This is a genomic window from Crocosphaera watsonii WH 8501 (assembly GCF_000167195.1).
Lineage (GTDB): Bacteria > Cyanobacteriota > Cyanobacteriia > Cyanobacteriales > Microcystaceae > Crocosphaera > Crocosphaera watsonii.
This window is the reverse complement of record NZ_AADV02000026.1, coordinates 22,489-32,362: the sequence shown is the minus strand read 5'-3', so window position 1 is coordinate 32,362 and position 9,874 is coordinate 22,489. Positions and strand designations below refer to the sequence as shown.

The window sequence follows — 9,874 nt, the reverse complement described above, 5'->3', positions numbered from 1 at the left end:
TACGTCAGTCGTACTATCCTAATTCTTATTGTTAATGGCTTCAGCCGCCGTTATCTTGTATAGGCAATGGGGTTATTAAATGTGGGGTTTTGTTGTGCGTGAGCTTCGGCTATTTCTTTCAATGATTGGGCAACTATTGGGTATCTTTCCTCCCATTTTTTACATCCACTATTGACTGATTGTAATCCTAAACACACTATCTCAGTTCGTTTTTCATGTAATCCAAGTTGAACATTTTTTCTCCCCCAACCAAACAAGATTTCGGTTTGTCTGGCACTTCCTCCACAATACTTGAGACACATTTCAGCTTGAAATGAACGACGCTCTGCTCCCGTCATTTTTGAGGCTGCTAAACGTAAATCATCGACCATCGACGGGGTTAAGGGATGATTTGTCTGTTTTAGCTTCAATTTACTCTCTCTAATCTTTTTACCTCTTCATTTTAATCTATTTCTTCTGTTTTTTCAGACAAGCCAATTATGAAATTTTAAAGTTGTGTACCAAGATCCGCTAACTCTCTGTTCCTTTTATTTCTTGAAAGCCTTTAGTCCAAGCGATTACCCCCTATGGGAAAAGCTTTCTCGGAAATCACCTAAGTTGTCGTTGGGAAGCCCCAACTTCAGCGAAGCAAGTTGGGGTACTTCACGAATCTAGAGTATTTGCCTACGAGTTTAATTCGTAGGAATTTTTATTGCTGAAATTTTGAAAGACGCTCCATCAAAAGTTGAGCCTGTGCTGTGATTGTATCCCATTTTTGATCATCTAAGGCATGACGGGGAAATAGTTGACTAGATAATCCTACTGCGATCGCCCCGGCCTCTATAAAATAGGCTGCATTATCTAAAGTAACCCCTCCTGTGGGAATCAAAGGAATGGAACCCAGGGGACCTTGTAAGCCTTTGATATAGGCAATACCACCAATAGCCTGTACTGGGAAGACTTTAACACAACTGGCTCCTGCTTGCCAAGCGGTGATAATTTCTGTGGGGGATAAAGCACCAGGAATGATGGGAATATCATGGTTAATAGCTGTTTTGATCAGAGTTTGATTAACATGGGGGGTTAAACAGAATTGGATACCGGAGGCGATCGCTTCTTTTAATTCTTCTAGGGTTAAAATGGTACCGGTGCCAATGGTACACTCAGGTAAATCTTGTTTTAATTGTTGAATAATCTCACCAGGGTTGTGACTATTCCAAGTAATTTCTATTATATTCATTCCCCCTGCTGCTACTGCTTTGGCCATGTTAATACCTTGTTCGATATTATCGGTGCGAATGACTGCGATCGCAGGATTTTTGGTTAATAATTTTCGCCAAGATTGTGAAGAGTTTAATGTTTTATTTGCTTCCATGATTTTACCTTGATTGATTTCAATTAATAACTAAATTATCTCGATGGACAATGGTTTCTGCTCCATGACAACCTAATAATTCAGGTATTTTATCCGAGTGATTGCCTTTTATTTTATCAATTTCTTCCTGATTATAATTAACAATTCCTCTCCCAATTTCTTGACCACTTTCATTGTATAATTGCACTGCCTCTAAAGAATCAAACTCACCTTCAACTTTAATTATTCCTGCTGGTAACAGAGATTTTCCTTTTTGAGAAATGGCTTTAACTGCCCCCCGATCAAGATATAATTTTCCTCTGGGTAATAATCCATAATAGATCCAACGTTTGCGGGCATTATCATTATTTAATTGTGCCTCAAATTTAGTGCCAATATCTTCACCTTTAATAATTTTTAATAAGTTTCCTGGCTTTTTTCCGTGGGTTATAACTGTAGTAATACCTGCGGATGTTGCCAGTCTTGCTGCTGTTAGCTTGGTTGACATCCCTCCTGTACCCCATTGAGATCCTTTTCCTCCTGCTTTAATTTCTAATTTATCTAATTCTAAACTATTAACAACTTTGATAGGTTTAGCATCTGGAAAGGTGCGAGGATCAGCAGAATAAAGTCGATCAACATCGGTTAAAATAAACAACCAATCAGCATTAATTAAACTAGCAACTAAAGCAGAAAGGGTATCATTATCTCCAAATTTCAACTCTTCAATAGCAACAGTATCATTTTCATTAACAATAGGAATAACCCCTAATTCAAACAGAGCATCAAAGGTATTTTTAGCATTAACATAACAACTCCGTTCCATTAATTCTCGACGGGTTAATAAAACTTGGGCAATGGGTTGATTTAAAGCTGTAAAAAGGTCATCATAAACTCTAATTAATCTACCTTGTCCCACGGCAGCAATAGCTTGTTTTATGACTATTTTTTTGGGTTTTTCTGTTAATTTTAAACGACTACAACCCACTCCCACAGCACCAGAGGAAACTAAGACAACATGATAGCCGAATTGTCGTAATTCGGTTAAAGTTTCCACCAAAGCAGCTATAGTAGATAAAGCTAATTTTCCTGTCTCTGGTTGAGCAAGACTAGAGGTACCAACTTTGACAACAATCGTTTGGGAGGGGTTCATAACTTCAGAAAAACAGGTAATTAAAAGTGTTATTTTGCAGCCCTTAAAGCAGCCCCAATTAAACCAACTTTAGGATTTAAGATAATATTAACGGGGATTTCAGTTAATAGTGAACTCATACGTCCTTTAGCTTGAAAAGATTCCATAAAGGTTCCTGTTTGCATTAATGGTAGTATTTTAGCTGCAATTCCTCCTGCTATGTATAAACCATTATAAGGTAACAATTTTAAAGCTAAATTACCTGCTTCTGCGCCGTAAGCTGAAATAAATATTTCCATTGTTTGTTGACATAAACTATCCCTATTTTCTAAAGCTGCTTTAGATACTTCAGCAGAGAGATCAATATTTTTTTCATTTTCCCAAATTTGAAAAATTTTCTTTAATTTATCGGATTCTTTTTCAGGATACTTATGGCGTAAAAATTGATAAATTGCACTAATTCCCATTCCAGACACGATCCTTTCTATGGAAACTCTGGATAAACTATATTTATCTCGAATATAGGTTAATAATTCAAATTCTAATTCGCTTCGTGGGGCAAAGTCTCCATGGGATCCCTCAGTAGAGAAGACACTATAATTACCACTTTCTGAAGGAGTTAAAAAGCATTCCCCTAAACCAGTCCCTGCACCCAACACACCTATAGGAGTATTGGGTTTTGCTTCTGCTCCTTGTAAGGTATGTAAATCATCTGGTTTTAACCCTAGAATACCGTAACCAATAGCAGCAAAATCATTGATTAGATTAACTCTTTCTAGAGATAGTTTTTTCTCTAGGCGATCGCCTGTCAATTCTGGCCAGTTTAAATTTGTTAATTTTGAGGTATTATTAACTACGGGACCAGCGATACCAAAACAAGCATTTTTTACAGAAATTTCTTCTTTTAATTCCTGCTTAGCTTCTTGATAAAATTCTTGAACAATGGGAACGAGATCATCGTAGTCTTGACTGGGATAGGAGTTTTCATATAAGGTGGTTTGTTGAGGTAAACTTTCACTATTTTTAGAATTCTCGGAACTAACTAAACGTAAAATAGTTTTAGTTCCGCCAATATCGCCAGCGAGTAATATAGACATACTTAATTTAACCTCTATCTGCTTCTGTTCTTAGTGTAATCAAAATGGGTTGTTCTGTAAAATAATTGTTATCTATCGATGATTTATAGTCTAACACAAAGATTTATACTTCATGGGGTGTAGGGTGGATTAGAGAAACATAATACACCATTAAATTTATTAATTAGTTAGTAAAAGTTTGGTGCATTACACTAACGTTAATGCACCAAACAAAAAAGGCGATCGCAGTAAGATCAAAGGTTATAATCAAATTAATCTTCTTCATGGTTATGGTATTTTAACTATTATTTCTCCTTTGGAGGTGAGTATTGATGAAACGAACAACGATTAAAAAAGGTTTTAACTGTTTAGATTTTAAACAATCTAGTCAAGAGAAAATAGCGACAGAAATTAAAAATCTTAGCCATTCAGAACAAATCAAATATTTTAAAGAAAATATTGATGAAAGTGATTTAAGAATATGGTGGGAATCTCTAAATACTTAAAAAAGTTATCAAAAAAAAGGATATAATAGGATTATTGAGATAAAATGTAGCGTGGATTAGAGAAACGTAATCCACCATAAAACTTATCAATTAATTAGTCAAAATTTGGTGCATTACACTACTGTTAATGCACCCTACAATATCAGCGATCGCTTTGTGTAATTTTCTCTTCCCAATGATTGTCCTCTAAATCAACAGTAATCATTTTTCCTTCACTTTTTGAGCGATCAATATAAGTATAAAACGCCTTGGTATCTTCTCGATGGGTTAGGACATATTGTCGGAGTTCATTTAAGCTTAAAGCATTATAGTCAATTGAATTCATGGTTCATATCCTCCTGTTTGTTTGATTTCAAAGTCTAATTCTCCAGCCAATACATACAAATTTCCTGTTCTTTCATCTATTCTTACTAATTCTATAGTTCGATATTTCCATTCAGGATAAATAGCATTAGTTAGACGATAACATAACCGATATAATCCCTGCGCTTGTCTATCAGTTGGATTCATAATATTCCTAATTTATGAAACTTATACTTAATAATAGCTCATGGTGGGTTACATTTGATTATTTAAAGTTTAACATAAAGATTTATATTGAATGGATGTAGGGTGCATTAGAGAAACGTAATCCACCATTAAATTTATTAATTAATTAGTCAAGATTTGGTGCATTACACTACCGTTATAGCACCCTACAAAAAAGGCGATCGCACTAGATTAAGTTCGTCTTTGCCAGGATTTGGGATTTCGGTGACTGTGAAAAATTGCTGTTACAATTATCCGACTCGATCCCAATCGATAATAAATAGCATAGGGGAAACGTTTAATAATTGCTCATCGGACATCACGATATACAGTGGGATAAGATTGTGGCATTAAACAAATACGATCCAGCAACTCATCGATACAGTCAATAAATTCATCACCAAGACCTACTTTTTGTTGTTCGTACCAATTATAAGCTTCATCTAATTCGTCACGAATTTCTGGGCGAAATACTAAAACATAATCCATTATTTTCTGGTAATTGAGGTTTTAATTTCTTCCCATGTTAATACATTATCAGGATTAGATTCAGAATCATTAATACGGGAATCCAGTTCTTTTTTTTGTTCTTCGTTTAAGTCAGGATAAACTTGTTCTGCTGCAATACTATCCCAAATTGCTTGAACAAGAAAAATTCTATCTTCAATGTTTAAAGCGTTAATTTTATTTAGAGTTTCTGTAATATTCATTGTTTTAGGTAATTATCTGTGTTTAGATGAATCTCATAATCTAATTATATAGTATTATACCTCTACAGCAAACAACCGTAGGGGTTTAACACGGTTAAACCCAACCCACTGATTAATCAGATAAAATGTAGGGTGGATTAGAGAAACGTAATCCACCATTAAATTTATTCATTAATTAGTAAAAGTGTGGTGCATTACACTAACGTTAATGCACCCTACAAAAAAGGCGATCGCTATTCATTGCTTATTCATTAAATAGACAAAAAAGTTATGATTGTTGGGTTTCGTCCCTTAACCCAACCTACAAGAGCGGCGATCGCACTCATTCCCATCAAACCCGAGGGCATAATATTATTAAACCCCTACAACAAACCATCGTAGGGGTTTAACACTGTTAAACCCAACCCACTGATTCATCAGGAAAATGTAGGGTGGATTAGAGAAACGTAATCCACCCTTAAACTTATCAATTAATTAGTAAAAATTTGGTGCATTAACGGTAGTGTAATGCACCAAACAAGAAAGGCGATCACACTAAAAGAAAAGATGATTTCATTTATCAGATAATTCCAGCAATTCCTTTAGCGTAAAAATCTTAATACTACTTGATTTGTCAACAGGTGAAGGTTAAACTTCATAACCCTCTTGACTTGGTATTCCAGAATCTTCTAAAACTAATTCACCATAACTCGAATTCAATACTTTGGGTTCATCCGTAGAACTTTGGGTATCCAGTAATATGTTATAGCCAACCTGATATTTATAAGTCTTAATAACTAAACTATGTACAATACCAGGCCGATTACGCCATAATACACGAGTACCTGGATGATAGTAAACTACATTATCTAATGGTAAAACTTTATCCATAAAATCTCCATTTTCTAAAATGTTAATTAGTTCTTCAAGTTTTTCGGCTGGTAATTCAAACCATTCACCTTGTCCTCGATAATCATTAAAAGCTTCATGTAAACGCTTTTCAAATTTACCTGCATTTTCAAAAAAGGAAGAACAAACAAATAAATGTTTAATAGGATCACCTGTTTTAAGCTCTCCCATTCTTTTTTTTACATCCTTTGTAATACCTATTTTATAATGTTTTCCTGATTTTAAAACATAAATAAATTCATCTAAATTAGTTGTTTCTTCATCAGGTTGAAGACGAAATGGTAGATGACCACAAAACCACTCATCTCCCTGCTGTTCTGGAGGAAATTGATCAAGATATTTGTCTAAAATTTTTCCACATTCTCCCCAATGTGCATACAATATTGTACTAACATCTAATCCTCTTGCAAAAATAACTCCGGTTCCTTTAATCCGATAAGTTCCTTGATTATTTTCAATTGGTTCATTACATACCGAGCAACAAATACTATTCAATCACTTACTCCTTTACTTTTTTAATAAAAACTAGATTTTATATCTTCATATTATACCATATTTTAAACGAGTTTTAAGGCAAATATCACCCTAAAACTCGTCCTTAAAAATCATGAAATTCTAGTTAGTTATTCTGTGCTAACTTAAGAATTCCCATAGTAACGTCGATACTCTCTTCATACAAAGCATCAGTACCCCACCGTTGTAACTGTTTCTGGATCAATTGATCCGTTTGTTGATCAGCTAAAGAGGTGACTTGTTCAATGCGACAAGCTTGGGCCCCTCCAGATGCTTCCATGCGCATACACCCAGTTGTACCGGAACATAACACCGTACAACAGTCAGCTTGAAGATTAGTAGAACTCAACTTAAGGCTAATTAAGTCCCCTAAAACGTCACCCCAGTCAGCTACAGGAACCCCTGCAAGTTCAGCTTCGATGGTCTTTTGTTCATTATTGAGGAACTTAACCCGAGTAATATCATAGTCCCCTCCTTCCTGTTCATAAGCAACCGGTTTCCATTGCAGACGACTGGCCAACCATCCTAAGAACATCAACGCTTGGGTTGCATTGCCCTTTTCATAATCGATAGTAACACGGTCGATCTCTAACACCGCATTACGACGTTCTGGAGGATCAAAAGCAGCAGCCGTTAATTCCTGCCAAGGGCTAAGTCTTCCCCAGTTTAAGTCAGCTAAGGGGATATTCTGCTCTAACATCTGCCCTAGTTGCACTAACTGTCCTTCGGGTTCACTAAAGGTACTAGAGTCCACTACTAAAGTGTCTCCTTGGGAGGCTAACCGTTTAAATAGTCCATATTCAGGTTCGGGACTAGCTTTCCACCAAACAAAAGTAGGTAGGCCACTAATGGTTAATTCTGAAATAATACCCCCAACTCTTTCCAAAGCTGCCGCAGTTCCTGTGAGGGTGATATATTCACAACAAACCAAGGTATTTTGACTGCGTTTATTGATGGGACAATAGGCAGAAACTTGTGCTTTGACCCCTTCATCTTCCCCAACGGTGGGACAAAGGGTAATGATGCGACAGGGGTTAGAGGCAGCGATACTATCAGCTAAACCGGTACCTTCTAAGTCAGGGGTATAGGAACCAGCGGCCACCTTTTGTTCTTCGTTGAGTTGCCCGTTGACTTTTGCCTGTTCAAACTCGGTTTGGAGTTTATGGATAAATTCTTGGTTAGATTTCCCTGTTACCTCCATCTTATAGGCTTTTTGTGCCGATTTAATGGCGGCAGTGGTACGGGGTCCAGCGATACCATCAACGGGGCCTGTATAAAAGCCTAATGCTGCCAATAGGTGTTGAGTGGGTTCGGGTTCATAGACAATGAAAGTAAAAGAAGTGGCACGAGTAGCAACGATCCCATCGTCACTATCGCTGTAACTTTGCCAAATACTGCTTAATTCTGCTTCAATGACATCAATAGAGACATCTTTCGGGTCTTGCAGTGAGACTAAGGGAGGGGTTTGGGTAGTCATAATGGTTTGGGAGTTATAAGGACTATTTAGAGAAGTTTTTGTAGGGGTTAATCTTGTTTGTAGGGGTTAACCGCCGTTAACCCCTACAGGCGTATATGATGTCCCTACAGATTTTATAAACGTCTCCAACGACGGCCATCACGGTTCATTAAAAATTCCGCCTCGGTGGGTTCCCAGGTTCCAGCTTCGTATTGGGGGACGCTATAGGGTTCGGCCGGTCCATTCCAGGCAGATAACACAGGAGTAACTACACGCCAAGCTTCTTCTACTTCATCGGCGCGGGTAAATAGGGTTTGATCCCCTAACATGGCATCTAATAAGAGACGGTGATAAGCGTCAGCACTAGCCATACCAAAGGAAGAACCGTAGCTAAAGTCCATTTCCACGGAACGGGTTCTTAGTTCAGATCCTGGCATTTTCGCTTCAAACTTGAGGGCAATACCTTCGTTGGGTTGTATCCTCATACTGAGGACGTTAGGGTTGGTTTGATGTGCCGCTGACTGGAAGATGAGTAAGGGTACATCTTTAAACTGGATAGAAATTTCTGTTACTTTTTTGGGTAGACGTTTTCCTGTTCTCAGGTAGAAAGGAACCCCTTTCCACCGCCAGTTATCTACCATCAGTTTCATGGCTACATAAGTAGGAGTAGAGGAGTTTTCTCCGACACCGGGTTCTTCTAAATAGCCTGGGACGGGTTTTCCTTTCATCCATCCTGCTTTATATTGTCCCCGAATAGCAGATTTTTCCAGGTTATGAACGTCAAAGAGATGGGTTGCTTGTAATACCTTAACTTTTTCGTTACGGATACTATCGGCATTTAACGCATTGGGGGGTTCCATTGCGGTTAAACAGAATAGCTGCATCAAGTGGTTTTGCAACATATCTCGCAAGGCACCAGAGGTGTCGTAGTATCCGGCACGATCTTCTACCCCGACGGTTTCCGCTACCGTAATTTGGACGTGATCCACAAATTGACGGTTCCAGAGGGGTTCAAAAATAGCGTTGGCAAAGCGGAACACTAACAGGTTTTGAACGGTTTCTTTACCTAAGTAGTGGTCAATACGATAAACCTGTTCTTCTTTGCAGACATTCTGGACAACACGGTTAAGAACTTGTGCCGAACTGAGGTCTTTCCCAAAGGGTTTCTCGATAACGATCCGGTGTTTCAGGGGATCGCTCAACATTCCGGCGGCCCCTAACTGTTTGATACCTGGGGGGAAAAACTGAGGAGAAACGGAAAGATAGAAGACACGGTTGCCTCTGGTGCCTCGTTTCCCGTCTAATTCTTCTAAAAAGGCTTTTAATTTTTGATAACTTTCAGTATCGTCCATATTGCCGGAGCAATAGTACAATCCTTCGGCAAAATCATTCCATAATTCTTCATTTTTAATGCCGTCGGAGAATTCTTCGATGCCCTCCCGCATTTTTTCTCTAAAATAGTCGTGGCTCCAATCTCTACGGGCAACCCCAACCACGGTTAATTCTGGGGGCAGTCTACGTTCCTGTTTCATCTTGTAGAGGGCGGGAACGAGTTTGCGTTGGGTAAGGTCACCAGATGCTCCAAAAATTACGAGTATTAAGGGTTCTGGGGTTCTTTCTTGGCGCAGTCCAACGCGGAATGGGTTTTCTAACAGCGTTACCATAGGCTTCTTTTTGGCTCCTTCAATAGTCTCTAGTTTACCGAGAACTTTATGGGGAGAAGGTAAGTCAT

At 38.0% G+C, this 9,874-nt stretch carries 12 protein-coding genes and 1 pseudogene; 2 read left to right on the top strand and 11 right to left on the bottom strand.

The window, feature by feature from the left end:
• Nucleotides 1-33: 33 nt before the first annotated feature.
• The 4 genes and pseudogenes from CWATDRAFT_RS15420 to CWATDRAFT_RS15405 form a co-directional block, all read right to left on the bottom strand.
• Nucleotides 34-371 (bottom strand): annotated as a pseudogene (locus CWATDRAFT_RS15420) (ISAzo13-like element transposase-related protein); the annotation flags it as partial.
• A gap of 317 nt (nucleotides 372-688) precedes the next feature.
• Nucleotides 689-1,354 carry a bifunctional 4-hydroxy-2-oxoglutarate aldolase/2-dehydro-3-deoxy-phosphogluconate aldolase gene (locus tag CWATDRAFT_RS15415; RefSeq protein ID WP_007305875.1) on the bottom strand — a complete coding sequence of 222 codons (666 nt, stop codon included), beginning with the start codon at nucleotides 1,352-1,354 and terminating at the stop codon, nucleotides 689-691.
• Nucleotides 1,355-1,373: 19 nt separating this feature from the next.
• Nucleotides 1,374-2,486: a glutamate 5-kinase gene (gene proB, locus CWATDRAFT_RS15410; RefSeq protein WP_007305874.1), complete on the bottom strand. Its 1,113-nt coding sequence runs from the start codon at nucleotides 2,484-2,486 to the stop codon at nucleotides 1,374-1,376.
• Nucleotides 2,487-2,515: 29 nt separating this feature from the next.
• Entirely contained in the window at nucleotides 2,516-3,562 is a 1,047-nt protein-coding gene (locus CWATDRAFT_RS15405; RefSeq protein ID WP_007305873.1) for a glucokinase, read from the bottom strand.
• Nucleotides 3,563-3,740: 178 nt separating this feature from the next.
• Here CWATDRAFT_RS15405 and CWATDRAFT_RS37280 point away from each other — a divergent pair, with 178 nt between their 5' ends.
• Nucleotides 3,741-3,893, top strand: coding sequence for a hypothetical protein (locus tag CWATDRAFT_RS37280; RefSeq protein WP_157134092.1), 153 nt, complete (start codon nucleotides 3,741-3,743; stop codon nucleotides 3,891-3,893).
• Complete coding sequence (locus CWATDRAFT_RS38595; protein ID WP_007311652.1) at nucleotides 3,874-4,047, top strand: hypothetical protein; 174 nt, start codon at nucleotides 3,874-3,876, stop codon at nucleotides 4,045-4,047. The genes CWATDRAFT_RS37280 and CWATDRAFT_RS38595 overlap by 20 nt, the downstream gene beginning before the upstream one ends.
• A gap of 142 nt (nucleotides 4,048-4,189) precedes the next feature.
• On the opposite strand, the gene CWATDRAFT_RS15400 is transcribed toward CWATDRAFT_RS38595, so the two are convergent.
• From CWATDRAFT_RS15400 to zwf, 7 genes are all read right to left on the bottom strand, one after another.
• Nucleotides 4,190-4,372 (bottom strand): DUF6887 family protein, encoded by a 183-nt coding sequence (locus tag CWATDRAFT_RS15400; protein ID WP_007311653.1) that lies wholly within the window; start codon nucleotides 4,370-4,372, stop codon nucleotides 4,190-4,192.
• Nucleotides 4,369-4,557 carry a DUF6888 family protein gene (locus tag CWATDRAFT_RS15395; protein ID WP_007311654.1) on the bottom strand — a complete coding sequence of 63 codons (189 nt, stop codon included), beginning with the start codon at nucleotides 4,555-4,557 and terminating at the stop codon, nucleotides 4,369-4,371. The genes CWATDRAFT_RS15400 and CWATDRAFT_RS15395 overlap by 4 nt, the downstream gene beginning before the upstream one ends.
• Nucleotides 4,558-4,884: 327 nt before the next feature.
• On the bottom strand, nucleotides 4,885-5,064 hold the full coding sequence (locus CWATDRAFT_RS15390) for a hypothetical protein (protein WP_007305872.1): 180 nt from the start codon (nucleotides 5,062-5,064) through the stop codon (nucleotides 4,885-4,887).
• Nucleotides 5,064-5,285: an addiction module protein gene (locus CWATDRAFT_RS15385; protein ID WP_007305871.1), complete on the bottom strand. Its 222-nt coding sequence runs from the start codon at nucleotides 5,283-5,285 to the stop codon at nucleotides 5,064-5,066. The genes CWATDRAFT_RS15390 and CWATDRAFT_RS15385 overlap by 1 nt, the downstream gene beginning before the upstream one ends.
• 627 nt (nucleotides 5,286-5,912) lie before the next feature.
• Nucleotides 5,913-6,668 (bottom strand): GIY-YIG nuclease family protein, encoded by a 756-nt coding sequence (locus CWATDRAFT_RS15380; RefSeq protein ID WP_007305870.1) that lies wholly within the window; start codon nucleotides 6,666-6,668, stop codon nucleotides 5,913-5,915.
• Between the two features lie 124 nt (nucleotides 6,669-6,792).
• Nucleotides 6,793-8,163: a glucose-6-phosphate dehydrogenase assembly protein OpcA gene (gene opcA, locus CWATDRAFT_RS15375; RefSeq protein ID WP_007305869.1), complete on the bottom strand. Its 1,371-nt coding sequence runs from the start codon at nucleotides 8,161-8,163 to the stop codon at nucleotides 6,793-6,795.
• A gap of 113 nt (nucleotides 8,164-8,276) precedes the next feature.
• Nucleotides 8,277-9,806, bottom strand: a complete 1,530-nt coding sequence (gene zwf / locus CWATDRAFT_RS15370; protein ID WP_042711610.1) for a glucose-6-phosphate dehydrogenase — start codon at nucleotides 9,804-9,806, stop codon at nucleotides 8,277-8,279.
• Nucleotides 9,807-9,874 lie beyond the last annotated feature (68 nt).

Bases quoted from the DNA above. Each gene is read 5' to 3' on its own strand.
- CWATDRAFT_RS15405 (WP_007305873.1), bottom strand. From the start codon at position 3,562: ATGTCTATATTACTCGCTGGCGATATTGGCGGAACTAAAACTATTTTA.
- CWATDRAFT_RS15395 (WP_007311654.1), bottom strand. From the start codon at position 4,557: ATGAATCCAACTGATAGACAAGCGCAGGGATTATATCGGTTATGTTAT.
- CWATDRAFT_RS15385 (WP_007305871.1), bottom strand. From the start codon at position 5,285: ATGAATATTACAGAAACTCTAAATAAAATTAACGCTTTAAACATTGAA.
- CWATDRAFT_RS15390 (WP_007305872.1), bottom strand. From the start codon at position 5,064: ATGGATTATGTTTTAGTATTTCGCCCAGAAATTCGTGACGAATTAGAT.
- CWATDRAFT_RS15415 (WP_007305875.1), bottom strand. From the start codon at position 1,354: ATGGAAGCAAATAAAACATTAAACTCTTCACAATCTTGGCGAAAATTA.
- CWATDRAFT_RS38595 (WP_007311652.1), top strand. From the start codon at position 3,874: ATGAAACGAACAACGATTAAAAAAGGTTTTAACTGTTTAGATTTTAAA.
- proB (WP_007305874.1), bottom strand. From the start codon at position 2,486: ATGAACCCCTCCCAAACGATTGTTGTCAAAGTTGGTACCTCTAGTCTT.
- zwf (WP_042711610.1), bottom strand. From the start codon at position 9,806: ATGGTAACGCTGTTAGAAAACCCATTCCGCGTTGGACTGCGCCAAGAA.
- CWATDRAFT_RS15400 (WP_007311653.1), bottom strand. From the start codon at position 4,372: ATGAATTCAATTGACTATAATGCTTTAAGCTTAAATGAACTCCGACAA.
- opcA (WP_007305869.1), bottom strand. From the start codon at position 8,163: ATGACTACCCAAACCCCTCCCTTAGTCTCACTGCAAGACCCGAAAGAT.